Origin of the sequence: Vibrio sp. 10N.247.311.12, from assembly GCF_041467515.1 — a bacterium.
In the GTDB taxonomy this organism is placed as follows: domain Bacteria; phylum Pseudomonadota; class Gammaproteobacteria; order Enterobacterales; family Vibrionaceae; genus Vibrio; species Vibrio crassostreae_C.
In genome coordinates this window covers 12,204-36,996 of record NZ_JBFSUV010000026.1, presented here as the reverse complement: position 1 = coordinate 36,996, position 24,793 = coordinate 12,204, and the positions used below count along the sequence as shown (strand labels likewise).

The 24,793-nt window shown below is 43.2% G+C and carries 21 protein-coding genes; 16 read left to right on the top strand and 5 right to left on the bottom strand.

The features are described from left to right. Window positions 1–197: 197 nt before the first annotated feature. From AB6E30_RS12900 to AB6E30_RS12890, 3 genes are all read left to right on the top strand, one after another. The gene (locus tag AB6E30_RS12900) at window positions 198–2,606 is read left to right on the top strand and encodes an Ig-like domain-containing protein (protein WP_136987069.1); all 2,409 of its coding nucleotides are present in this window, start codon (window positions 198–200) and stop codon (window positions 2,604–2,606) included. A gap of 312 nt (window positions 2,607–2,918) precedes the next feature. Continuing rightward, window positions 2,919–3,707, top strand: a complete 789-nt coding sequence (locus tag AB6E30_RS12895; protein ID WP_102305763.1) for a serine/threonine-protein kinase — start codon at window positions 2,919–2,921, stop codon at window positions 3,705–3,707. Next, entirely contained in the window at window positions 3,707–4,444 is a 738-nt protein-coding gene (locus AB6E30_RS12890; RefSeq protein WP_102305764.1) for a PP2C family serine/threonine-protein phosphatase, read from the top strand. Before AB6E30_RS12895 ends, AB6E30_RS12890 begins: the two co-directional genes overlap by 1 nt. Window positions 4,445–4,512: 68 nt before the next feature. Here AB6E30_RS12890 and AB6E30_RS12885 read toward each other — a convergent pair whose 3' ends face one another. Beyond that, complete coding sequence (locus AB6E30_RS12885) at window positions 4,513–6,999, bottom strand: Ig-like domain-containing protein (protein ID WP_136987068.1); 2,487 nt, start codon at window positions 6,997–6,999, stop codon at window positions 4,513–4,515. Between the two features lie 423 nt (window positions 7,000–7,422). On the opposite strand from AB6E30_RS12885, the gene AB6E30_RS12880 reads away from it, so the two are divergent. Continuing rightward, entirely contained in the window at window positions 7,423–8,229 is an 807-nt protein-coding gene (locus AB6E30_RS12880; protein ID WP_136987067.1) for a hypothetical protein, read from the top strand. Window positions 8,230–8,309: 80 nt separating this feature from the next. On the opposite strand, the gene AB6E30_RS12875 is transcribed toward AB6E30_RS12880, so the two are convergent. Together AB6E30_RS12875 and AB6E30_RS12870 are read right to left on the bottom strand one after the other, a co-directional pair. After that, window positions 8,310–9,113: a hypothetical protein gene (locus tag AB6E30_RS12875; protein WP_136987066.1), complete on the bottom strand. Its 804-nt coding sequence runs from the start codon at window positions 9,111–9,113 to the stop codon at window positions 8,310–8,312. A 50-nt stretch (window positions 9,114–9,163) separates the two neighbouring features. Next, entirely contained in the window at window positions 9,164–9,514 is a 351-nt protein-coding gene (locus tag AB6E30_RS12870; RefSeq protein ID WP_133150988.1) for a hypothetical protein, read from the bottom strand. A 201-nt stretch (window positions 9,515–9,715) separates the two neighbouring features. Here AB6E30_RS12870 and AB6E30_RS12865 point away from each other — a divergent pair, with 201 nt between their 5' ends. The 6 genes from AB6E30_RS12865 (at window position 9,716) to AB6E30_RS12840 (ending at window position 16,506) form a co-directional block, all read left to right on the top strand. Next, entirely contained in the window at window positions 9,716–10,225 is a 510-nt protein-coding gene (locus AB6E30_RS12865; protein WP_086714935.1) for a S26 family signal peptidase, read from the top strand. Continuing rightward, the gene (locus tag AB6E30_RS12860; RefSeq protein WP_372103847.1) at window positions 10,212–11,792 is read left to right on the top strand and encodes a TrbC family F-type conjugative pilus assembly protein; all 1,581 of its coding nucleotides are present in this window, start codon (window positions 10,212–10,214) and stop codon (window positions 11,790–11,792) included. Before AB6E30_RS12865 ends, AB6E30_RS12860 begins: the two co-directional genes overlap by 14 nt. A gap of 16 nt (window positions 11,793–11,808) precedes the next feature. Further along, entirely contained in the window at window positions 11,809–12,036 is a 228-nt protein-coding gene (locus AB6E30_RS12855; protein ID WP_081230308.1) for a hypothetical protein, read from the top strand. 12 nt (window positions 12,037–12,048) lie between these two features. Beyond that, a complete protein-coding gene (locus AB6E30_RS12850; RefSeq protein WP_136987064.1) occupies window positions 12,049–13,116 on the top strand; it encodes a TraU family protein in 1,068 nt (355 codons plus the stop codon). A 131-nt stretch (window positions 13,117–13,247) separates the two neighbouring features. Continuing rightward, window positions 13,248–16,211 carry a conjugal transfer protein TraN gene (gene traN / locus AB6E30_RS12845; protein ID WP_372103844.1) on the top strand — a complete coding sequence of 988 codons (2,964 nt, stop codon included), beginning with the start codon at window positions 13,248–13,250 and terminating at the stop codon, window positions 16,209–16,211. 25 nt (window positions 16,212–16,236) lie between these two features. Beyond that, the gene (locus AB6E30_RS12840; RefSeq protein ID WP_136987062.1) at window positions 16,237–16,506 is read left to right on the top strand and encodes a hypothetical protein; all 270 of its coding nucleotides are present in this window, start codon (window positions 16,237–16,239) and stop codon (window positions 16,504–16,506) included. A gap of 75 nt (window positions 16,507–16,581) precedes the next feature. Here the strand turns inward: AB6E30_RS12840 and AB6E30_RS12835 are convergent, their stop codons facing one another. Next, window positions 16,582–16,749: a hypothetical protein gene (locus AB6E30_RS12835; RefSeq protein WP_165919345.1), complete on the bottom strand. Its 168-nt coding sequence runs from the start codon at window positions 16,747–16,749 to the stop codon at window positions 16,582–16,584. Between the two features lie 11 nt (window positions 16,750–16,760). After that, entirely contained in the window at window positions 16,761–17,765 is a 1,005-nt protein-coding gene (locus tag AB6E30_RS12830; RefSeq protein WP_136987061.1) for a hypothetical protein, read from the bottom strand. A gap of 265 nt (window positions 17,766–18,030) precedes the next feature. Here AB6E30_RS12830 and AB6E30_RS12825 point away from each other — a divergent pair, with 265 nt between their 5' ends. The 6 genes from AB6E30_RS12825 to AB6E30_RS12800 form a co-directional block, all read left to right on the top strand. Further along, on the top strand, window positions 18,031–19,878 hold the full coding sequence (locus AB6E30_RS12825) for an ATP-dependent helicase (protein WP_372103842.1): 1,848 nt from the start codon (window positions 18,031–18,033) through the stop codon (window positions 19,876–19,878). A gap of 283 nt (window positions 19,879–20,161) precedes the next feature. Then, window positions 20,162–21,094: a single-stranded DNA-binding protein gene (locus tag AB6E30_RS12820; RefSeq protein WP_372103839.1), complete on the top strand. Its 933-nt coding sequence runs from the start codon at window positions 20,162–20,164 to the stop codon at window positions 21,092–21,094. 16 nt (window positions 21,095–21,110) lie between these two features. After that, a complete protein-coding gene (locus AB6E30_RS12815) occupies window positions 21,111–21,269 on the top strand; it encodes a hypothetical protein (RefSeq protein ID WP_154723760.1) in 159 nt (52 codons plus the stop codon). A gap of 60 nt (window positions 21,270–21,329) precedes the next feature. After that, window positions 21,330–22,415 carry an AAA family ATPase gene (locus AB6E30_RS12810; RefSeq protein WP_081230315.1) on the top strand — a complete coding sequence of 362 codons (1,086 nt, stop codon included), beginning with the start codon at window positions 21,330–21,332 and terminating at the stop codon, window positions 22,413–22,415. Between the two features lie 404 nt (window positions 22,416–22,819). Beyond that, window positions 22,820–23,854, top strand: coding sequence for a DUF3150 domain-containing protein (locus tag AB6E30_RS12805; RefSeq protein ID WP_081230317.1), 1,035 nt, complete (start codon window positions 22,820–22,822; stop codon window positions 23,852–23,854). Window positions 23,855–23,919: 65 nt separating this feature from the next. Beyond that, the coding region (locus AB6E30_RS12800; protein ID WP_372103836.1) for a hypothetical protein at window positions 23,920–24,793 on the top strand (874 nt) is incomplete at its 3' end.

Genomic DNA, 24,793 nt, shown 5'->3' with positions numbered 1-24,793 from the left:
CTTTCTTGTCATTCATTTAACCAAGCCTAGCGCGGTAGCCAATCTTCTCCCTTTACCTTCAGTTACGTAAAACAATCACTGAAAATCATGCCATTAATTGGAATTTCTATGTACCACAGAAGATAACATCGGTGAGATGGCCGATGCCTTTGTTTCGACCATAGACCGCATGGCTGACTTTGAAAGGTACAGAGAAAATGAAGACCACACTAAAGCTCTCCTTAATGACAATGATTTTAGGGCTAACGAATGTTCCAATCGCTTCGGCTGCGCTAGAACAAGTTTCATTTACCGATACGAGTGGCAACCCTAAAAGCGTCGATGGCCGTGAATTGAACATGGTCAACATAAGAGACACGCTGACCCTTAAGATTTCATCTGGTTTGGATAGAAAAATTCAGGTTCGACTGCAACATGGTTCAGGTCTAGTTGAAAGTCAGTTGACCGCTGTCATAAATATCCATGATCGACTGAACATAGACGGCAAGGATTTCTACGGTAAGGAAGTGGTTCTCAGCAAGGTGCCTCAAAACGAAGGGGAGTACACCGTTGTTGTGGAATACCTAGATTTATCCAATGCAGTCGTCTCAACGGAATCTTATACATTTGTGCAAGACACGATTAAGCCGGTGATCAGTGGGCAGTTCGTTCACATTCTCAATGCATATTATGGTCACATCGATAATTTTGGGAACACAGGGACAACGAAGCAGCTTGAAGTGAGTGACATTAGTGACAACAACGGCATCTCACGAGCCAGATATTGGGTTAAGCAACCAGATGGTTCCAAGAAATACAAAGACGTTGAATATAATCTAGAAAGAAAAACCGTGATTGTGGCGGGGTCTATCGCGGCCACCACTGGTGCGGGACTTGTCCCTGCGCCCGGATATTACCAATTTGGAATCGATGTTTATGATACATCAGGTAATGTAAGTACCCTTGCTCGATCGTCACATATGGACTTTACTTGCCCAGCCACCAGCTCCAATAAGATTGAAGTACGTAACGCGCAATCTGGCGTTTGGGAATCGTACTACTCAGGTATGACGATATACAGCAACCCAGTCTCGATTAGATATGGCCGCTTACTCTCACAATTTGCTACTAATGACTCCCCTTATGGTTGGAAGAAACTCAATCATATGGTCAGCAACACAGACTCTACGTATGCGTATTACCAGCCGACCATTAACTACCCTCAAATGTACAGCTACTTCCATTTTTATACGGAATCGGGTCATTACTGTTCGACTTATCGATATCGTGATTTGAATTTCAACCTCGCTGCGGGGGTTGATATGGCACCGAAATTTACGGGGGTGTGGCACAAAACCAATTTATCAAGTGAGTGGATCACCAATGACAGACCGAAAACGAATGTTCCCTATACAATCAATGCCGTGCGAGTATTCGTTGAGCCACGTAGTTATCGACAAAAGCTCACCATAACCGCTGGCGGCTCATGCTACGTGAACCCCGGCGCGACATCATGCGATATCAGTACGAACTATATTTACGCCACAGGGCGCGGTTATATCCCATATTCTATCTATACCGCTAAAGAAGACGGCTCGATGAACATTCACGGCGGTTACTTATATACATATTGGGATTTCAATCCAATCGCCATTCGCTCTATTCATTATGACGGAGCCGCACAAAACATTACGATGCAAACGTATGATGCCGATACTGTTTTTGATTGGCGGTCTTCCATGTGGCGATATAGCTCCATTTCGGCAACGGCCAACATTGGAGCCGGTCCACAAGACATCCCTGTCTCTCATACAAATCAGATCGACTTGCAGACATACGATTTCAGCTTCGATGTGTCTGCTCTAGATGTTGAAATGAATGTGCCTTTTGTATTTAAAGTCATTGACTCGTATGGCAACGAAACCAACCGCGTTGAAACGTTCACGATTGATACTGTGAAGCCCAAGATACAGGTTATGTATTCAGGCGAAGCATTACCCGAGGTGTTGAGTGATATACGTGATCTTGAAATCCATTTGGAAGATTTCAGTGAGGCTGTGCCGACTAGTGTGCAACTGTTGGGATCTGATGCTGAAGAGAATGTCTATCTGGCGGTGCTATCTCATGGTGATGGGCTGTTTCGTGTAGCGAAGCCCAAAATATTCCCCACGCTCAATTATGAGGAAGGAGAAAGGTACAAGCTAATTATTACCGCTGAAGATGAGCAGAAGAACGTACAAAACAAAGAAATATCCTTTGGATATGAGCCAGATAACCTGATTGTTGTTGAGGCACAACCTTACGTACCTGCAAACCAAGCTTTGTATGATGTTTCATCAAATGCACTGGCTCGAATTTACACCGAAGATCCGCTCATAATTGAAGGTGGGCAACGTGCAACTGGTCCACAAACAGCGGAAATCAGTAACCGTAAGGATTCGGACTTCGCTATCTCGATTGTGGCGGATACGGGTATTGTGAATGTGTTACCAGGCGAAACCAAAGCGGTGATGGTAGATCTTGGGCCTGCAGGTGACCTCTTGGAAGTTGAAGTGTTTCCGTCTGAGCGAATGGAAGGTACGGCTCAATTTATGTTCTCTATACCGTCCCTCAGTACTATTTACTGACGATTAACAGGGCGAAGCGATTAGATATTCTCACGCGCCTTTACCGCCCCTGTTCATGCTTATGTGAACAGGGGCTTCTTCGTAATAACCGTTGATGATTTATGTTTCTGAGATATGCCTAAATGTGGGAGAGTACTAATGTCTCATACCAAGCAGAAATTATCCGAAATCAAAAAAGCGGATATCACTGCTGTAAGGTGAACTATGTAATCTCGCCCTCTTATTTAAAATGTTGTATTCTCACGGCAACTATATGATTTGTATATTAATAAACCTGTCAATAATTGATGGACAACGTTTTGAGGTCTATTCGTGTTATCTATCGCGAACTATAAATTTACAACTGTTGAACCTTTAGGCGAAGGCGGTTTTGGCTTTGTCGAAAAAATCGAGCTTGTCAGAAACTACAAAGAAGGTGAACAACCTAATCAATATGCGCGTAAGGTTTTGGCTCCAAAGAACGATCTTAAAATGTTTAAAGAACGATTTAAGCGTGAGGTTTTCAGTCAGAATAAATGTGAACACAAGTATGTCGTTGATATCTACCTCGCAGATCTAGACTGTGATTCACCTTACTTTATTATGGAACTTGCAGATTGTGACTTGGCGGATCTCATTAAAGCAAATGAACTAAGTGAGCAAGACAAACTCGATGTCATGATTATGACGTGTAAAGGTTTACAACATATTCATAGTAAAGGTTACCTACATAGAGACATCAAGCCATTTAATATTCTGAAGTTTTCACATGATAAGTACATACAATTGAACGGTGAGGTAACACCAGATGTCTTCTATAAGATTTCAGACTTTGGTTTAATTCGAAAAACCGATCCTGACCCAACATCTGAGGTTCTAACTTCTTTCGGAACCATTCTTGGTACTACGAGATACTGTGCTCCAGAATTGATGTACTCAGGCATCTACACGCATCAAACGGATATTTTTGCTTTAGGTAGAGTGTTTGAAGAGTTGGACGTTCAAGATAAACATTTGCAGAAAATAATTGCAAAATGTGCTGATTTCCAAGCACGCACTCGATATACGAATATTGATCTCGTTTTGGAAGATATAACCAACGTTGTTGAGGTTGTCGAATAATGCTAAAGCTAAAGGAATGTAGTAGTTTCACTCATGCTAAATCTGATAAAAGAGTAAACCAAGATTCGATCCTTACCCCCACTAGGTGTGATGATGGTTTTCTTTTTGCAGTGGCCGATGGAGTTGGTTCTTACAAGGGCTCTGATTTAGCTTCAATGGCTGCTGTTGAGTATTTAGAGAAGTCTCATCTGTCCAAGGCTCGTTTACTTTCTCCAGATTTATTCGAAGGTATCTTAACGAACGTTAAAGTGCTGTCTAACTATGACCCTGAATATGAAGTGGCTTCAACAACACTCACTTATGCATACGTAAATTCAACCGAAATAATAATTGGTCATATTGGCGATTGTCGAGCTTACGTAAAGCAAGGAAACAAGTTGGTCCAACTAACTAAAGATCATACTCAGCATCAAATGTTGATCGATCAGAAGTTATATACGAAGGCCCAATTGAAAAACGCAACAGGGAAAAACCTAATCACAACAGCTATATCTCAAGTTGTACCAATGAAACCTGAGTTTTTCAGCTTTAAAGTTTCTGATTACGTTGATGACCTACAGAATTTAACTATTTATCTGATGAGTGATGGCGCACATGCGTACTGGGAGGAAAACCCTAGATTCTCACCGAACACCATGAAAAATGTCACAAAATTATCTAACAGCTTATTACGTCGTATTGAACGGAAAGGCGCAAAAGACGATTATACGCTCGTTGCATGTACATTTTCTGTTTAGTTAAACAATTAAAGGAGCGTCAAGCTCCTTTTTTATTACGAACGTACTGCTCTGGACGCACCAGTACCTCAATCGATATACGCTGAACTGAGTTGCGGCAAATTAAACAGAAAATCGGCTTGTCCATTGTTGTTATCTGAAACCGGATAGACTTCGACATATAGGGGGTCACCATTGCCTAAGTCGATTACGATGTCCTTCGTTTCTCCCGGAGTGACTTCAACCCAACCGTTTTTAGTTTGAATTCGAATAGGGAAGTCCGAGGAGGCATTGTTGGTGATTTCACCCTGCTGGTCACCCGTGGCCAACATACTGTTTTCGAGTGTGAGTGCTCGCTCTGTCAGGATGATCGCCATTGGTTTACCATTTGATAAATACAGCGGTGTATTACTTTGCGACGCTAAATAGTCAATGGTGTCCATGACAATCAAGTTTTCGGGCTTGTAACTGAAACTTCTGAGTATTGAGTTGGTATTACTAAATTCGTCTGCAGCAACGACCGATAACGAATAGATTTCATTTTCATCAAGCGTGGGGAAGAGTTTAGGTAATTCGAGTTGATAGGTTTGGCTGTTTACTGTTTCTTCAATAAGTGAGTATCCAAGCTGATAGTCAATGTCATAACGAGAACCACGTAATGAGACAGTAATGTCATTGATGCTAGAGCTGTCAGAAACGGTAAAGGTCACTTTTCTCAAATCGGTCACCTGATCTGATAAAGTGCTTCCATCATAACCCATGAGTATCGATGGAGCGGTCTTGTCACTGACGTAAGTGACGGCATGTTTACGAGTGTCTGGACCGTGGCGCTCTCTTGCATAGACGTAGACTTCATGAGTCCCCTCTGGTAGCTCGGTTAGATTATATTGGCCTTCAAAAGTCGTGCTGTTGACCGTTGAGTTAAATCGCGAGACATTGAGCTTGTTTCCATCGGCATCTTGCAGTTCATATCTATCCATGTAAATCCTATTTTGGTAGCACGTATGGCATGTAAGCTCGACGCGAACCGATAAGACCTTGGTATCTTCATTAAATGAGGTTTCCTCTACAGATGGATAGTACCTATCATTGTATGATCCAACGGGGTACGTAGGGTTACTCGATAAAGTCTGGTCTTCACTACGTACAGTGAAGCTACTGTGATAATAAGCCGATCCACCAGCTGTCATTGTCCAAGGTGAGCTTAGGATAACATCACATACATCTTGCCCTGTCGGAACCGAACATGAATGCCCTGCGTGATAGGCAATTTGAGGATAACTTCTAGCATTTACAAAAAGTCGTATGCGTTCGATCTGTACTGGCAGTTCATCATTGTACACACGTCGACTCCATGACCCCCAATCTTGTGTATCCGAATAATAGTATTGCCCATATCTCGGGACAGGAGTTTGTCGGGCGCTATCTGAGAGTGTTACACTATAAAGACTTGGCCCAGTCACATTCCGGTAATGCGCTTGGTTTCGCCATGATATACCGATGGCTCCAGCGGGTGAGGTATCGACAAAATATATAAACCCGTCACCTCTGTCTGTGTATACGGCGTTAGCTCCAGAAGCCCAGATTCCCCCCGCATTGTCGAAGCTCCCAGAATCATCGCGAAAATTCCAATCTGCTACACGGTATAAGACCGTTACGGGATTGGTATCTACCTCCATGTCGCGCACATAAGGTTGAAACCCGGTTAATCCGCCAATTACATTGCTACTCCCTGGAACCAAGACACCAACAGCCTCTAGTGTGTCCGTTCGTAACGAGTCCCAATACACATCTTGATAGGCGGTATAGGTGACATTACCGGCCTTGTCCGAAATCTTTGTTCGCGTTTGGAATCGATCAATCGCATTACCAACTGGGAATAGAGTAGAGTTCGCTGAAAGGTTTATTTCAGCAGATAGTTTTGACTCAGTGTAGGCAAGGCTCTTCGATTTATATGGAATACGATTGTCTTCGGCGTCGAAGGTGAAGGTTTCCATCTCAATGTTATCAATGCCCGATGTATCGGAGACATTTTTGACTTCAACGATGGTTGAGGTATAGGAACCCATTTGAGCTGATAAATACCAGCTTCCGGCAGGCAGCATTGAGTTTACATAGCCGCCATACATGTATTTTACTGACATATCATCAGAGGCTGGTGGCGTGACATCCCTAATGATGTTCGTGGTTTCTGAATTAACCACCTCTCCATCTAGTGACAGCGTTTGCGCCTGAACGGTAAAACTGCCTTCTGAGGGAATAGAAACGTTAAGTAATGAACCGAAATACTCACTATTGAATGGAGACTGTGAATCATTGACCGTGATCACGTTACCCGTGCTGTTGGTCACAGCAACGCCGTTCTGAAGAATATTGACTCGGATGCGACGATCTAATCCCGCACTAACATGAACCCCTAATTGGCCGACGTTATTAATTAACGTGGATTCGGCAGTGTTCGTTTTTACAAGCTTGGATATGCCGAGTGTATCGGTGAACTCGAACCCCTCGATTGCTGAATGCGCTAACCCAGAAGCGGTAAGACAAATTGAAAGAAAACATAATCGAAATTTCATACTTGACCTATTTAAATCAAAGTGAATTAGATTGATGTTATCAAGAGTGACTTAACAGGAATTCAAATAAAGGAAGAAATTACGGTGATTGATTGACGATGGTGCTTTAAAAAAAAGAAAAGGGCTCGTAATGAGCCCATTCTCGCTCTTGAAACCCCTTCCAAGAGACTTGTGCTCGCAAGACCTCTCCTGCAAGACTTCAATCCGAGGATTGACCTTCTGGAACCCCTTCCAGTCGGATTTGTATGGAGGAACTAAGAATAAACTTATGTCATTCACTCGTTCAAAATTAGTATACACCAGAAAGATTAAATGTTTAGAAAAACAAACCTACTTAAAAAGTCAAAATCGCGTCGTTATTTGAAATAAAGTGTGGATCGCCCAATTAGAATGACTCTGTAACTTTACTCAAAGGACGATCCAATGAACCAATCTCCCCATCTATTCAGTTGTCTTATTGCGAGCGTCTTCGTTATTACTGGTTGTTCAAGTGAACCCGAAGATGCTGCGTATTGTCCCCCCGTAAATACTAACCACAGTCCATCTCACAAAGTTGATGGTGCCAGTGAGTATTTCAAAGCGGCGACGCCAGTGTCATTGAATGAATTTAACCTTAAGTCATACGAAGCTCCGATCATTGATGGTGAAATCCACTTGACTGATCCCAAACGCATATCGAGTCGGTACGTCTTAATGAATTTGAATCATGGGAAGGAGTCACTGTATGTCATAAGGCATGCGGCGATGGACTATTCAAGGTTAAGTGGATACGACTACGCGTTCTTAGCGGAGCATAAAGAGCATGCAACCGTAGTAACAAGTGGTGAGAAGGTGACGGTCGTTGCGTCTTCTGGGAAACCGAACTCATTCAACTACATTGAAGCGCCAATTTATAAAGAGGGATATGAGGGGCGGGTCGAATGGAAGACACAAGAGTACCTATATGGGTTGGCCACTCAATTTGATGAACTCTATATCGACACAGCGATTTCTATTGATAACAAGCCTTATGTTCTGGGTTTCGCCAAAACAAAGACAACCACAGGTGAACGGGTGGGCGTCGTTTTGTTCGACTTGAGCGATAAGGGTTCTTATAAGTACACAAGGGTTATTGAATATAAAGGTGAGAAAACGCTGACCGGCAATGCGATGTATGTGTATCAGCACGACAACGTTGTCATGGTCAGCGTGTTTGATAAAACGTTTAAGGTCGCCCATCCAAAATCATGATCCTGGTTCGTTTCCGATAGTTAACTAGCACTCTCCCCTGAAGCTCCGCGAGGAGCTTTTGTGCATAATTACCGTTGATTTTATACCTTGTCTTTAATCTCCAGTGTCTGTTGCGATATGTACATTCCGCACATACTGGAAATTGAGTTCAGTACTGTATTGGAATCCACTCCCGGAAAGTTTCTGCAGTAGACCTCTAGGGCCATTAATCCAATATGCATACTTTGTGGAAGGCTTACTGGTACGGGTCTGACCGATTTGTCCTTCTGACCTACTTGGAAAAAGACTTTCGTACCTTGGTGTTCTACGCCAAAGAATTTCGATGATTTCTCACCGCCGACACCATGATTGCTGAAACTTATCTTTTGGTAATAACCCAAACATACACCAATGAACAATGGCAGTTCGATGTCTGTGAGTTGAATCGCGACCTTATCTTTCCAGTTGTATGAGCGATCAGTTGAGTTATTACTAAGGGCAGCTTCTAAACGAATGGTATAGAAAATATTTTGCTCGCCATTTTCATCAACAATACCCTGTTGGCTCGACTTCAGCTTTTCGTCCGGCTTCACTTCTAACGCTGCTTTACCGCCATGAACTTTGTAACCATGTGCTCGGATCTGGCGCAGCGAATTCGAATCAGGCGCAGGGTTATTTGCTTTGAATGGATTGTGTTTGTTTCCTTCCTGTTGCGGGTTATTTGCTGGTGGTACAGATCGCGCTAACGCTTGGTTGTTCTGAGGTTGGTTCTGAGGTTGGTTCTGAGGTTGGTTTTGGCTTGGTCCGTTTGCAGGCATCGAATGTACGTTAGCAGTCGATGGACCATTGTTATTTTGAGGCTTCTGAATTGGACGATTGTTTGGTGAAAATGTTGACGTGTTCATAAAAGGAATCCCTGCATGACATTTAACAGGGTTATACAACTTCGCACTCGCTATTTAGATTTTGGCGAGCTTTGTTCGATGTGTGTTTCGATATCCGATAGCAATTGTTTCGTATGGACGCACAAGCGGTAGTAAACGGTGGGGGACTCATCAGCATAGGGGCTTAAAAACGTATCTGCTGAGTATCCGGTATTTTGATAGTAAGCACTACGTATGCCTTCAGTCAGAATGCGCAGAGGGATGACAGGGTAAGGGTCAATCAATGTTTGGTTGGCTTCTAATGACGACTGTAGAGCGAGTTCAGATTGCAACAGTGCTTGCTTTAATACGGCTGTTAAGTCGACCAGAGCGTTATGGGTTAAGGTTGAGTCAATCAACGTTAAAGAGTTTGTGTTTTTCATACCATCGAGTGTCTTTGATGCGTTCGATTTCATATATTAGCATTTCTTGATGTGTTGTACTTATCATTCCCAATTTTTTTAAAAGCACAGCAAATAGATCAAATAGTCATCAATATTTGGCTGCCTATTTGGATTTTATGACTAAATAAAGTGTGAAGATTACGTATATCCAGTTTATCAATGTTTCGATAATGGCGGCGTATGAACATTACACAGTACACATATATCAAAATATTCGGCACGCTCGTTGGCTTAGTGTTGGCCGTATTGTTACTTAGTGGTCGGTATCAGATTTCATTGGTCCCAACAGCATTGGGTTGTTTACCTATCAAGGCCGCTGTCATCGACTCTAAGAATCATTTCCCCAAGCGTGGGCAACTCATGTCCTTCCTGTCGCTTAACGCACAACCTTATTTCGCACATGGCACCAATTTCTTGAAAATAGCAGCTGGTGTTGCTGGCGATACCGTGACCTTTGACTTGGATGGAGTCACCGTGACCACCAAAGATGGGGAGGTCATTCGTTATGCGGCTGATGCTCGTCGAATGATTAATTATGCCCAAATCGACTTCGATACCCTCAATAAAACTTTCGTTGTCCCTGAAGGTCAATATTTCGCTCTTGGCACGCTACCTACCTCTTTTGATTCAAGATACTGGGGTTTAGTTGAACACTCTCAAATTATCGGAGTTGGCTATGCATTTCTCTAAGGCACACAACGTCTTGTTACTAACTTCATTCATTGCGACTTACGCGTTGGCTAACGGACAACTCACTCAAGAAGATCTGGACAATGTACAACGAAGTAACGACATCATATCCAACGCCCATGAAGTTGAAGGTACTCAAGCAGTTTTAGATGCAAGTAACTTGAACCCTAAAATGATGAAAGAACTGAAACAAATGGCGGATCACGCCAAGTTGTTGAACAGTACTATTTCTGACCAATCGGACTCTCTTATCGAATATCGCAAGGACGATACGCCAGATATCAATTTCAGAGCCCTTCAAGATGTTATCGATGATAACCAAACTCAGTATCAAGCCAATTCCATTGTCAATGAAGGACAACCAAAACCCTTAGCATTCGATCCCTCCACATTGACAATTGATAATCTCGATTCGATAAGCATTGAGCAGCCTAACCCTTCGTCTCCAAGTCAAAAAGTAGACAACAAATACGACGATGAAGAAGCGAACACTGTTTTTTGGATATTCGTGTCGAGTTCAATGCCTGATCACCAAATGAAAGAGGTGCTAGAGCTCGCTGCAGAGTGGGGAGGCCGTGTTGTGTTTAACGGCTTACGACCTGGCGACGTGGGCGTACCAGATATGATTAAAGGTTTGTGGCAATTAAAGGTCAAACTGGCTAATGCTCAAGATGACATACGCACGCATGCCGAGAACCCAGACAAACTGAAACGAATCAATAAAGCCGCTGTTTACATGGATCCAATGGCATTCGAGCGTTTCAACATTGAACAAGTTCCAACGATGGTTTATGAGCGCAAATTATCCGATAACACAAAACTCGTCGGGAAAGTGAAAGGTCTAATCAGCGCAAGCTACTTACAGAACGAGACGGAAAGCGCGGCAGCAAACCCTGATTATGACGGCTCCGAGGTATTCCTTGGTGAAATGGGGTCCATATTTCCTATCGCAGAAAAAAGCTTCATTGAAGAGTCAAAAAATAGAATGAGGGCCGTGGATTGGGAAACGGAACAAAAACAAGCAATAGCACGCCATTGGCATAACCGCAGTTTTCATACTCTTCCACCAGCCGCGAAAGACCGTGAGTTCGACTTTGACCCAACAGTAATAGCCACTGCTGATGTGAAAGCGGTGAATGGTCTTATTCTGGCCAAGAAAGGAGAGTTAATAAATCCCCTCAGGCCGCTTAAAAACCACGACATAGTACCTGCACATTTAACCATGTTTATCTTTGATGCGACCGACGAACAGGAAGTGGAGTTTGTAAAGTACATGTCTCTCAATGAATCTCGCGGGAAAGTGAAACTCATTTCTACACGTATCGACAAGGATAGGGGGTTTGACCACATATCTGAGTTAAATAAGAAGTTCACCTATGACGTGACCATCCTGACTAAAGAAGTCATCGATCGATTTGATTTGGAAGTGACCCCGACTCGGTTAATTAGTACCGATGAGGGTATGTTCCAGATAAATGAGTATTCAGCGCAAACAGTCACTCAGGTCAACCTACAAGTAGCTGACGGTGGCCAACCTACACCGTTCAATCAATCCAAAACAAACTAGTTAAGGAAAACACAACATGATTAAGAATCTCGTACTTATTGGTTTCGGCGTCGCTCTCGGTGTGTGGTTGGCTGATACACAGCCCAATCTAGCCAACTCTGTGAGGGACATTACTGAATCAAGCATTGATGCTGCAGATCAGCTAATGAAAGATAACCCAAACTTCTCGAATTCCGTGAACAACATTAAAGAACAAGGTATTGACGCTGCTGGTGTTGTGATAGAGCAAGTGAATAAGAACTAAAGGGAGGAACATATGATTAGGTTCTTTTTGATTGGTTTGATGTCCACAATGATAAGCATGGCGAGCTTATATTCTGTGGCTGCGGATAACGACAAAGCAGGCGACTTATGTCCCGATGCCAACATCTTGAGTACAGTCATCGACGGTATGTGTTGGAGCTGTTTACTTCCAATTCGACTAGCCGGTATTGGTGGGGACGCGCCTAAAGGTGCCGCTTCGAGCAAGCCTTTTTGCATGTGTGCTGATGAGCTAGGTGTCCCTGAATGGGGTATACCGCTCGGATTCTTCCAACCATCAAGGATCGTATCTTTTTCACCAACGCCATACTGCATGCCTTCATTCGGTGTTCGTTTGGCAGACGATAGTACCCGTGCTGGACAAGGCCGAACAGAAACAGCGATTGACGATACAGAAACTTCTTTTTTTCACTATAAATATTGGGTTTACCCAGTAATGCAAATGATTGAAATGTTTGCCAATGCGGATTGTACCTATGATGGGGCGACAACATTGGATTTGGCGTACTTTTCCGAAGCCGACCCGTTGTATCAAGATGATTTGTTGGCGTTCGTGATGTTTCCGGAAACCGTTATCTTTTCGAACCCAATAGCGACGTCTATCTGTACAGCCGATTGCGCTCAAATACTGGCTGGTGGAGAGGTGGTTGAAAACTATTTTTGTGCTGGGTGTTCAGGGAACCTTTACCCAATGACTGGTAATAATCAGTACAGTGACGATCCGGTACGTGGCACTTCGTTGTTAACCACGCGTTTGATGGCCACTCTACACCGACGTGGGCAAGCACAGCTGACAATGGGTAATCATATGATTCAAGACAGTTGTGAACCGAACTACGCGCCAATGTTGCCAAAAACACAATATCGTTCATCCATGCTTTACCCAGTAAGAGAGGCGAGCTCGCAACCTAAAGGTGGGGGAGGATCTTCAATTCCACTATCAACAGGTTGTTGTCATAAACTCGGTGACAGCGTTCTTAAGTGGGGGAACGGGCGATTGGTCCCTGGTCGGGAAGCGTTCGTTTATCTTTTGTATTCTTGGAATGATTGCTGCTTAAGGTAACTTTAGAGAGCCACCCTAACGGGTGGTTTTTTGTATTCGTTTAACAAAAACTCAAAATGCCCTCGCTATTTGAAATTTTTTAAGTGTTACGGGATTAACCTGATCTTGTTTTGAGAAAAAGGCAGGGCGTTATGTTTAATCGAATACTGACTCACTTTAGCTTGTTCGCGTTTCTGGTTCAGATCTTTCATGTTTCTTTTATCGGTGTGCTGTATGCATCTACCTCAACGGTGACCTACGCACAGGATATGTCACTTGATGAGATATACGGAAACTTTCAAACACCTACTTACAGCGGTGGTAATGCTACTGTAGGTGGTAACTCGCTAGGCAACTCAGAATTGTTTGGATTGGATGTTGAGCGTGTTGGATCAGAAGGGCAATTCGACGCTTACCAAGCCTATCAAAATGAAAACAAACTCAGAGATTCAGGGCAAGGTGTCTCTGATAGATTTTCTAGCAACACAGTTGGCAGTGAGTCAGATTATGACGCTAAGGCATACAACACCTTAAAACTGAACTATAACGACAATTACCAAAAGCTAGAGTCCGATGACGCTATCATGGTCGATGCTGACAACATCTTTAAAGACTTAGCCAATAACCTCGAAGATTCAGATTCTGACTTTTATAGTGCCTGTACCACTGAAACAAACACGTATTCAGTAAACAGGGAGTATGTCGGAAAAGTGCAAAATGAATGCATGGAACCCGATCGTTCGAACTTAATGAAGTGTGAACTGACGCGACACACAACTTACCCTTTGAAAAAGCGTTCGGGGAGTGGTGATGTAGAAATTCTGGATTCTCATACCTTCAGGTTGACGGTAGGTGACCCTACAAATAACGGCACAAATGACCACGGAATGGGGTGTTACCACAAAATTAACTTTGTTGAATTTGAACTCGAAGACGATGTGCGTATCAGCTCCGTGACCTTTGAACGCGTGTGGGTGGATGATGTCATTCAGTTTACTCTTAATGACGAAATCGTTTATCAATACGTTCCTACCAAGTCGTATTGGTTTGGCAATAGCGGTTCTACATACCCTGATTATGATGAAAACGGCAATTGGGCGCACCCATATGTAGACGAAACTGGCTTTCCATACCAGCATACCAATTGTGAATTCAGCTCTAGCCGAGTCTTTACAACGAATACCAATATAACAGGCCAATTTGAAGCCGCTCGCGCTTCTAATCGCGGTATTGTCAAATTCAAAATGCGCCTCGGTGTTGGTGGTGGAGGGGAAGGTAAAGCCACCATCCTAGTTCGTACCGTGGATCCAATCGACCCACGAGAATTCATAGAACAATCGCCTGTAGGTTGTGCTGCTGAACTTGGGTGGATTCAAGACCCATCAACGTGTGGTGTGTTCGGTAATGAAGGCGACGAAATATACATTAACCCAGATTGTAGCAACCCTTTGAATCAAAGTGGTGGACAACAAGGCATGATGTGTAGCTATGGTGGTTGGGAGTGCGTCGATACAGAAGCCGCGCATATAGACGATTACGATCCGTTTTTGATTGGCTTGCCGATAAATGTTCCTCGTGCTGGCCAAACGAGCGATGGTAAAGAGTGTCTAAAGGCCAACGCCGTCAACTATGAATGTAACCCCTTACCTGATCAGCAAATTTGTGGCCAACCTTATTGGCCTGAAAGCAATGAGCGGGTTTGTACTTCTTTCACTGAATTTAATGCCAATATTCCGGACCGATGCGAGCCATACAGAAACAGTGCTGATTGTGCGTTAATTGAACAAAATCCAGCCTTTGTTGACCCGATAACGGGTCGAGCCTACGTTCAAGAGTCAGTCTACGAATGTAATACCTACACAAACGGAAACTACTCGTACACGATGGAGGAAGACATCTGCACGGGTGAAATGCAGTGTGTGGGTGGAGATTGCCGCTATTCCGAGCTAGAGATGAATGATGATTTTGCAGAAGCGATGGCAACGTTCAAAATGCTCGAAGACATCAAATCGAACATGGAATGTGAAAATCCAGATGATGTCTCTACCTGCAAAGTTTTCAATGGTGAAGTGTCATATTGCGGTATCGAGCAAACAGGACTTGGCTTCAATTGCTGCACGCTATCCGCAGGCCAAACTAATATCTTCGATTATATCAAAGGGGTCTATCATCACTACGCAATGGAGCAATCATTGGCTGGATTGGCTAGTTCGGGTGCGGGATTCGGTTCGTGGGCGTCGAGTTACCCGACTCCTGTCACCGACACAGTAACTTATGTAACCGATGCCGTGAGCGCTGGATGGGATTTTGCAGTTCGTAATGTCACGGGTGAAGTTGGAGAGGCCGCAGCGGAGGCCGCCACAGAGAGCTTGTTAGACGAAATCAAAGGTGAATTGATGAAAAAGGTCGCGGATTTGATCCCAGATGCAATTCGAGATGCCATCTTTGATACCGTGACTGAGGGGACGGGTTCAACAGCCACTACCACAGTGTCACTCAACCCAGCTGTCTCTGGTGCATTTGCAACAATTATGGCCGTGTATGCCGCGTATCAGCTGATTAAATTGGGCGCAATGATGATTTCGGAGTGCGACGACCTCGAAATGGGCATGGGTATGAAGCTTGACCAACAACAATGTATATATTCCTCTACCAGTTGCCATAAAGATACCCCTTTCGGCTGTCTGATAAAACGGAAGCACTATTGCTGCTACCCAAGTCCATTGGGGCGTATCATCATGGAGCAGGCTGCGCCTCAACTGAATATCAGCCTAGATCCTAGAAATGGACAATGTTCTGGTATGACGCTTGAACAAGTCAGTGAGTTGGATTGGGACGCCATAGATTTAACCGAATGGGAAAACTTGATCATGGCCTCTGGGTTAGCCGTTGAACATGATGACTTAAATATCGATACACTGTCGAGCCAAGCTTGGATGCCGAACAATGATGATGCATTGAATCCTGTGGACCTTAACCAAGCGCGATTCGAGTCAACTGACGCTGATGCAAACTTGAAAGAAACGCATGATGCGGCAATGCCTGGTAACTTAGATTGCTCGGTTTACCCTAGACCACCAGTGTGTGACTCTCCGTTATCGATTTTGGACGACTAGATTTCATTTATAAAGGACAAATGGCATGAATCAACTCACTGAATTACAAGCTGGGTTAGCAGTACTACAAAGTCACTGTACAAGGGGTAAAGTTATCGTGGAGGCGAATACAGGGGGAACGGGTATCAACGTTACCCTTCGTGCGCCAAAGAGTGAACAAAATGGTCTACTTGAGAAATTACGTTCTGTCGCCCCATTCCAAGGCAAAGAACAGCTGATTTCTCTGTGGGTCGATGACCTTAATTTCTATGAGTGCCGCCTAGAGAAGTACATGGCGTATATCACGGATAACTAACCATCAATGATACTGCTGACTTCGAAACATGAAAAAGGGCTTACAATGTAAGCCCTTTGTATTCATATTGACTATTTAGCTGTCTGCTTCTAGTTGCTCAACACGACTGATTTCGTCGTCGCACGAGATAGCGGTTATTTCAACATCTTCATACTTCGAATCCGCGCAGAACGCTTGTGTCAACTTCTTGGGTAAGGACGCCCCCTCTTTAAACTTAAAAACCACTGTCATGAATTGTTCCATATTCGGGCTCCTTACTGCGTAGAAACTTTTGTATGCGAGTTTTTGTTTTTGGCGCGTTCAAGAATCTCAGTGACCGTCGAGTGATACTCCGACAACTTTTGAGTGAACTGCTGTCCATCAACCGGCTTAACGAAATAGTACACCGTGTCATTGTTACGCACTGCATTGATGTTAGGAATGTACTGAGAATCAGCGATATATTCCTTCATCGGTAAACTCATAAAAGTAGCGGTCGGGAGCTTAATAGAAGGGCTGGTGGATAAGCCATTGGCATTTACAAAGCCTGTTGTTTCAGCGTCGCTGTATTGCATGTGTGCTATCAGGCTACTGTAATAAGTAAATCTGACCGCGATGACATTTGTATCTGGGATCTGCTTTTTAAGGTCAGCATCGAACACGTCTGTACTGAAAGGTTCCGAAATAGACCGTACACCGACTCTCGTCCCTAAGAAGGCAGTGTCCACTCCTCTGAAATATATCGCTGCGTGGGAGTCCACGTTTGAATCAAGTGGATACCCTTCAACACAAAGGCTTTCACCACCATTGTATCTTTCATCGTAAAACTTCGAATCTGGCGACAATGGTTTTTTGGTAAAGGATTGAAGTGTGTCGAATGAAGGAACCATTACCTCATCCATTTTAGACATGACAACCTTACACATTTCATACTCGTCTAAGCCACTATAAGTATCAGCATCCAAGTACATAACTAGGTTTCTTCGATCCCAACCGTACTTTTGATCCGCTAGGATGGCCAATCCGAAACCCGTTGCCATAGAGCCCAGTGGTAGCCCTAATAACGTAGACCCCACATAGCCACCGATTCCCACATCCGAAATTGCACCTTTAGGTAAGGTTTGGTCTTCGATGATCGTTCCACTTCCTGCTGAACGGGTAACTTGGAGCGCGATACTTGATGTGCCTAATTCCGGTACTTCGTATTTTGCACTATTGGACGCACATGCATTCAAGAGTAAAGCGGCGGTAATGACTGATGCTGTTTTGAATAGGTCCATAATTCTGTCTTCCTTAGCCAAGTGAAACTGTATGAGTATTTATTAAATCTACTTACATTTATACATCATGAGCCGAAAAATACACAAAACCAGCCAATGAAAACGGGGGGAAATGGGGGGAAGCTTCGGATTATTTTCAAAATTAGTGACGGATGTCGAAACGATGTAACAAAGTGAATTTCCTTCGTTAATTGAACTTTGTAGCTAAATAATCTCCTACTCTGATGTACATATTCAAATCCATGAAGCAGTACGAGTCACGTATATGTTAAATCCAGATCAACATCTTTGCGTTAATGCGGAAGGCCATATCATGGTTGTTGCATTGCCCGGTTCAGGTAAAACTGAAGTGTCAGTGCGTTATGCTGAACGGGTGCTTACCGATTCTGAGCAACACGCAATTGCCATGCTGACGTTCACAGATGCAGCGGCTACCAACTTAAAACGTAGGCTTAAGTCGACAATGCCAAGAAGTCAGACTCTTCGTGTATTTCCAAGTACTTTTCATTCTATGGCTGTGCAGCTTTGGCGTCAGACGAACTCATATAAAACGATTGTTATGGGTGGACACTTAAACATCTATATTGAGCGAGCGATGCGTGCTTGTCATGTGGCGATGAGTTATGAGGAAGCAGAGAAAACGATAAGTACGATCGGACAGTATTTAACTATACCTCGCTCAGAATTCTCATCTATCAAACTGAAACTTTTTGCAGCTTATGAAAGCATCATGCGAAAAGAGGGCAAAGTCGACCTAAATCAGATATCTCGCGACGTTATTCATGGTCTGCGAGATGGAACAATTCGACCACTGTCAGAAACTTTAGGCGTTACTCACATATGTGCTGATGAGTTTCAGGATTCCGACGATCTCCAATATATGTTTCTTTACGAGCACGCTAAACGAGGTTGTTGCATCATGGTTGTTGGAGACGATGACCAATCAATCTATGCCTTTCGAAATGCAAGAGGGGTCGATAACTTCCGTAACATGCAAGCTGATCTAAACGCGAAAGCCTACAGCTTAAAAATTTGTTATCGATGTCCACCAGCAATACTGAATGTGGCCAACAACCTAATTCAACACAATGTAGAACGAATTCCCAAAGAATTAAGGTCACACGTAGAGGAGGGCGGTGTTGTCGATTGTCATGGTTTTAAGGATGAAGACCATCAAGTTGAAAGTGTTGTTGAAGGTATCCTTGCCGCTCAAGGCGGGTGGGCGGTACTGGCTAGAACCAATAAAGAAATCGATACAGTTGAGCTGGAGTTGTCCAAACATAAAGTGAAAGTTAAGCGCCTCGGCGGTAAGAGCTTCTTTGAGTCAGCCGATGTAATTTGTTATATCAAGTTGATGTGGATGCTGACACACCGTAACAGTCGGTATCTACAAGATTTCTTGGCTTACATGCATGAAGATGAGGTGATGATTGATATGGCGAAAAGTGCTAAATCAAATGGAATCGACTTTATTGGGACGGTAACCACCTTAACCCAAAGCCAATCATTGCTAATCCACACCCAATCAATTTTTGAAATGTTCATGCATGAAGGTGTCCCAAAAGAGCCAAGCAAAACGGTCAACGCCGAGTATCAACGAAAGATCATTTCAATGGTGATGGCGCAACGAAATATGAACTCTCCTGCGGCTCTTGGAGCGATGGCTGACATCCTAACCAAAACAGCTGCGTCACTTGGCAGTTTGGCTAAGGCCGCAGATCAGTTTCATGACCGGATAACCAAAATAAACGCTAAAAAGGCTGAAAAGATTGGTACAGATGAGGTAGTGATCGCTACGTTGCATGGCTCTAAAGGACTAGAGTTTCCGAAAGTCGCGATATTGAGCTGTCAAGATGAAAGAATTCCGCAACCAGATAAAGATGGTTTAGGCGAAAAGCATTGGGAGGAAGAGCGTCGCTTGTTGTATGTGGGGATAACAAGAGCTGAGAAGTACTTGCGACTGTGTTTCTTCAAAGAGCAGTTGTCATTTTTGAGAGAGGCGGTTCCAGATCGAATTGAGTTGGCCGTACAACAGCGAAATGAAGAGCCAGATTCGGCAGCTCAGGCAGAAAAACTGCAACAGCTAAAAAATGAGTTTTTGAACGCTTCTTAGCTTACGGAAAAGTTAAACACTAAAAAAGCTGCGCTTAATTTACAAAAGTCTCCCGTTCTTGGGGTTTACTATAGGTGATTTACCCGAGAAATTTTTTCACTTTTTTAAAGTGATACTTTTCTCCCTTAGTTGGAGAGCTAATAGCAATTCTCCCATAGATTTATTCTATGTCCCCAGTGACTTTTTTAAGTCATAAACCTGACCCTAAAGTGGGCTATAGATATCCCACTAGGGGATTACTCTATCTATAGTTCCACGTTATTTTATTAATGAGGAATTAATTATGAAACCTTTCCGTTCAAACAATGGCCTTATCGCATTCGTAGTTACTGGTTCTCAAATTGAGAATGGCAACACGACCATCTGGGCCGATCAAGTTACCTCTTGGGTAGACGGTCAAAACCAAATGCAGTCACGTACTAACCAGATTCAACTTTTTGCCCATGGGCAATTAGAGTTTCCAGTCGGTGTTGGTTATGTGTGTAAAGTATCACTTAAGACGTGTAAATTCACTGGTAACAATAACAGCGAACTTACGCATACTTATTATGAACTTCATAATGTGTTAGGCGAAATTGATGGCAATTCTGTTAATCAATTTGGACTACCTTCATTGTGTAACTTTACGCTTGGCGGCAATGTTGGTTCGATTGAACAGAAAAATGCAAATGGCAGTACTTGGTACAATGTTTCAATTGCATTAACTCGTTCATTTAAAGATGAGCAACAAAATTGGCAAGATGAAACCCACTGGGCTCGCCTGTCAATTTCACAAAAAACTTTTGATCAGAACTTCAAACAAGGTTTAGACAAAGGTGATTCTTTAATGGTCGAAACTGAACTCTCTACTAACGATTACACCGACAAAAACGGCAATAATGTCACTGGACATGAATTCCGCGTTAGTCGTGTTCTTGGTATGGTTAAGAAGTTCGAACTTCAAAGCTTAAAAGCTGCGAATCAAGCCCCACAAAACAATGGATCTGCGTACAACAACGCACCACAGCAAAACGCTCCACAGCAAAATGCTCCTGCGTATAACAACGCACCGCAGCAAAATGCTCCTGCGTACAATAACGCTCCACAGAATGGTCCAGCGTATAATGCTCTACAGCAGAATGCCAATAATGCACAACAACCTGACTCTACACAGCGTCAATTCCGCCCACAAGCAGGCAACGGAAATTTCCGTCAGCGTGCTTATAACCAGCAATAATTCGAGGTACGCGGATATGAATTTTTCTCACCAGAAAAATGTATCTGCAGCACGAAAAAGGCGCGCTCTGCGCCTTCTTCGAAAGGCTCAGGTACTGAATAACCCCAAACTTCTTCATAAAGCAGAAATGCTACTTGAAGATGCTAATAAAGCTTTCTTTCTCAAGACAGCTTAACCCCTTAATTAACTACCCATATTAATTTAACCCCACACTTTATTCCTGGAGGAATTAACTATGTCTAATGCTAACCCTGTGACTACTGTAGACACGAATAACCAACCAACTTCTACTGTTGAAGAAATTGATTATTCAGAGATGATTACTGTTCGTATGGCCGACGTGTTCAAACCGTTTGTCCCAGCAGCAGTAACGGCAGTTATTCAGATCCCTAAACACCGTCATCCAGATGTACCTCGCGAAATCGCAGGTTATATTCCAGATGAAAAACAACTTTCCCAAGTTATATCTTGGTTTTGCTCACCTCAACGACCTAACTTCATGCATATGGTTGGTCCTACGGGGTCTGGTAAAACTGATTTCATGCTTTGGCTTTGTGCTCGCCTTAATTGGCCAACTGTGCTGGTGTCTGTTAACCCGACATTACGCCCTGAGAAGATGCAAGGCCGCTGGGTGTTGTCAAACGGTCAAACGGAATATGTTTATGGACCTATCGCTGACGCTATGAAACACGGAAAATGTGTTTTGCTTGATGAATGTGATAAAGGGTCTTTAGATTTTATTGCCAAACTTCACCTTCCTTCTGAGATGACGAAACCTTGGTCTATTGAAGACACAGGAGAAATCATCTATCCACACCAGAACTATCGTTTTGTAACGTTAGGTAATACTTCTGGAGAAGGGGACATTTCTGGTTTGTATCCATCGTCTCGACGTTGGGATACGGCTTTTCGAAATCGTTCATTCGTTGTGCCTTTTCCGTATTTACGCACGGAAGTAGAAGAGAAAGTGGTAATTGGTAAATTTCCGTTCTTACGCGACCACAAGAAGTTACTTAAGAAGTTAATCCAGTTTGCTAATGCTATGCGTGATGCAATGTTAGGTCCTAATCGAGATCGAACAACCAAATCTGGTATTGGAACGGCTTTTTCAACTCGTGTGGTTTTGTCTTGGTGCTACTACATTCAAATTAATGGTGATAGAGCTCCACTGCGTGCTTCGTTTAATAATGTATTTTGGAATGGCTGCGACACTCGTGACAAAGCTGATATCGAAAAGATTATTGATCAAGTGTTCAAAGATAAGAATGGTCATATTCTCGATCAACCGTATACCTGGTTGAAAGAGCAATCAAAAAAGTAACAAGCAATGATTCAGAGTGTGATGATGCTGATTTGCCAAGATCGGATTTAGACGGTCTAGATATCAGTACAATCAAGTTCAAAATGTATCATTGCAATGACAATGGAAGTAATAAGCTTTGGGGATATACGTGCCTTGGTGCCGACACACTGGTTGTTTACGGAGCCAAAGGCCAAAAGCTTAACTTCTATCGTAAAACCCATCAGTCTGAGTTACTAGCGCGTAACTACATCGACAAAAAAGTTAAAGAGAAAATGAAGAAGCAATATCAGTTTACACAGATTAATTGTTTCAGCAAAAACGAACTTAGGTTCGCTACTCCTTAACAAACCTACCTAACCCCTTCAGGGACTAGATTCCCTGACCGGGATCAGTCCCTCCAATTTTTATTCCTTGGAGGAATTATGAAAGACATCAACGATACCCAAACTCTCGATATCGATACAGTAGCTCAAAATCAACTTGACCAAGTGGCTCAACAAGATGGCGAATTTGCTAATCGACTCGAAAATGGGCTTGTGATTATCGATGTAACTACTTCTGGCCGTGATGGAGAGAAAACGTTAGCGAATGCTAAAACTCTCTTAGACGAAAAGGAAGTGAATTCAAAGATTGCTCGTAAAGCCCGTATTGAGTGGTTTCCTCGTTCTGAGTTGCAGTTTAAGAACACATTGGAGACTAAGGCACGCCGCGCTATTGCAGCCCGAGGTGTCCGATATGGACGCGTTACCGCGATTCCAGTTGATGAACTTGACTCTCTACTCGTTGAACTCAAGGCAATTCAAGCTGAGTTTTATTCAGAAGTCGCTGACCGTGATAATCGCTATGACACCATAGTTGAAGAACACAAGAAAGCTAACCCTGATATGGCTGAAATTATTGAGTCATTGAAGACCCCTAAAGATGATTTCTTTAGACGTTTTCAATTCAACGTGTTGCCGCCGATGGCCTTCAAACCTTATTTCAATGATGACCAACAGGAAGCTGTTGATTACATCGTGGAAGGGATTTTGGATAACGTCGCGGAGCAAGCTGTTGTTGTTTATGAAAAAATTATTGGTAAAAGTTCAATGATTCAGCGAACTTTCAAGCCAATAAGAGCTATTCGTGATTACGTTTACTCAATGTCATTCCAACACACTGTGTTTGACCGATTGGTTGATGAACTTGATGAAGCGTTCGATACCTTACCCAAAACTGGGAACATCGAAGGCTCTGATATGACCTACGCGGTTAAATTGGTACATAACCTTACAGAACGTGGCTCCATCTTAAATGGCATTGTGCCGGTGATGGAAGTCGCAGATGAATCTGAACCGAGAATTATTGACGCGATTAAGGACTCAGTAGTTTCTACTGATACTGACAGCGGCAATAGTACTCCTACCTATGAAGAAGTCACTGGCGAAACGTCAACAACCGGCTTCTGGTTCGGCTAACCCCACCTACCTAACCTAATGAGCTCCCTTTGGGAGCTCTATCCTATTTTTTGGAGGAACACCTTATGGCTTCAATTCAAGAAGTTCAAAACACAATGCGAGTTATTACAGATATTCACGCACGATTTGACGTAAATATCTATTTTGACCGTCGAACTTGCTACACGAATGGCAGAGATATTTACATCAATGCTGGTGACCCCTCTGATGAAGTTTGGTCACGACTCGTTGAAGCAAAAATTACTCATGAAGCTGGTGGTCATTTACGATTCAGTGACTTCTCAGTCTTCGAGAAACACCTCAAGGGTAAATCAAGCACGTTCTTATCAATCAACAATATCATTGAAGATTGTCGCGTAGAGACTGCTTGTATGAAGGAGTTTTCTGGTGCCTACTGGGTATTTCAGAAAATGACTTATGACTTGCTCGAAGAGGGTTATTTTCAGGAACCAATAATAAGTGACGGCCCCGCTGGGTTGTTATTTGCTTGGTTATTGTATTCTGGTCGTGGTATTGCAATTGAGGGGCAATCTCACCTAAAGAAACTTGGTGATGATGCTCGACATCTACTGATGAAATTAGGCACTCCAAACTCTCCAATTTTTGATGAAATTGAAAAGCGGATGATTAATTGGGGTAAATTACCTTCAACAGTGGCTGCTATAGATGAAACCATCGAGGTTATGCTTTTATTAAAGCGTCTTTCTAAAGAGCAACCGCAACCACCACAGCAACAACAATCGGCTAATCAGAATTCAGAATCAGACGATGATTCAGATGGTCAGGGCTCCGGTTCAGATGCAGACGATGATTCAGATGGTCAGGGCTCCGGTTCAGATTCAGATGATGATTCAGATGGTCAGGGCTCCGGTTCAGATTCAGACGATGATTCAGATGGTCAGGGCTCCGGTTCAGATTCAGACGATGATTCAGATGGTC

Coding starts and splice junctions, on each gene's coding strand:
- AB6E30_RS12875 (WP_136987066.1), bottom strand. CDS start 9,113: ATGAACACGTCAACATTTTCACCAAACAATCGTCCAATTCAGAAGCCT.
- AB6E30_RS12805 (WP_081230317.1), top strand. CDS start 22,820: ATGAAAGACATCAACGATACCCAAACTCTCGATATCGATACAGTAGCT.
- AB6E30_RS12840 (WP_136987062.1), top strand. CDS start 16,237: ATGAATCAACTCACTGAATTACAAGCTGGGTTAGCAGTACTACAAAGT.
- AB6E30_RS12810 (WP_081230315.1), top strand. CDS start 21,330: ATGTCTAATGCTAACCCTGTGACTACTGTAGACACGAATAACCAACCA.
- AB6E30_RS12890 (WP_102305764.1), top strand. CDS start 3,707: ATGCTAAAGCTAAAGGAATGTAGTAGTTTCACTCATGCTAAATCTGAT.
- AB6E30_RS12815 (WP_154723760.1), top strand. CDS start 21,111: ATGAATTTTTCTCACCAGAAAAATGTATCTGCAGCACGAAAAAGGCGC.
- AB6E30_RS12880 (WP_136987067.1), top strand. CDS start 7,423: ATGAACCAATCTCCCCATCTATTCAGTTGTCTTATTGCGAGCGTCTTC.
- AB6E30_RS12835 (WP_165919345.1), bottom strand. CDS start 16,749: ATGGAACAATTCATGACAGTGGTTTTTAAGTTTAAAGAGGGGGCGTCC.
- AB6E30_RS12830 (WP_136987061.1), bottom strand. CDS start 17,765: ATGGACCTATTCAAAACAGCATCAGTCATTACCGCCGCTTTACTCTTG.
- AB6E30_RS12865 (WP_086714935.1), top strand. CDS start 9,716: ATGAACATTACACAGTACACATATATCAAAATATTCGGCACGCTCGTT.
- AB6E30_RS12820 (WP_372103839.1), top strand. CDS start 20,162: ATGAAACCTTTCCGTTCAAACAATGGCCTTATCGCATTCGTAGTTACT.
- AB6E30_RS12870 (WP_133150988.1), bottom strand. CDS start 9,514: ATGAAAAACACAAACTCTTTAACGTTGATTGACTCAACCTTAACCCAT.
- AB6E30_RS12855 (WP_081230308.1), top strand. CDS start 11,809: ATGATTAAGAATCTCGTACTTATTGGTTTCGGCGTCGCTCTCGGTGTG.
- AB6E30_RS12900 (WP_136987069.1), top strand. CDS start 198: ATGAAGACCACACTAAAGCTCTCCTTAATGACAATGATTTTAGGGCTA.
- traN (WP_372103844.1), top strand. CDS start 13,248: ATGTTTAATCGAATACTGACTCACTTTAGCTTGTTCGCGTTTCTGGTT.
- AB6E30_RS12860 (WP_372103847.1), top strand. CDS start 10,212: ATGCATTTCTCTAAGGCACACAACGTCTTGTTACTAACTTCATTCATT.
- AB6E30_RS12825 (WP_372103842.1), top strand. CDS start 18,031: ATGTTAAATCCAGATCAACATCTTTGCGTTAATGCGGAAGGCCATATC.
- AB6E30_RS12850 (WP_136987064.1), top strand. CDS start 12,049: ATGATTAGGTTCTTTTTGATTGGTTTGATGTCCACAATGATAAGCATG.
- AB6E30_RS12885 (WP_136987068.1), bottom strand. CDS start 6,999: ATGAAATTTCGATTATGTTTTCTTTCAATTTGTCTTACCGCTTCTGGG.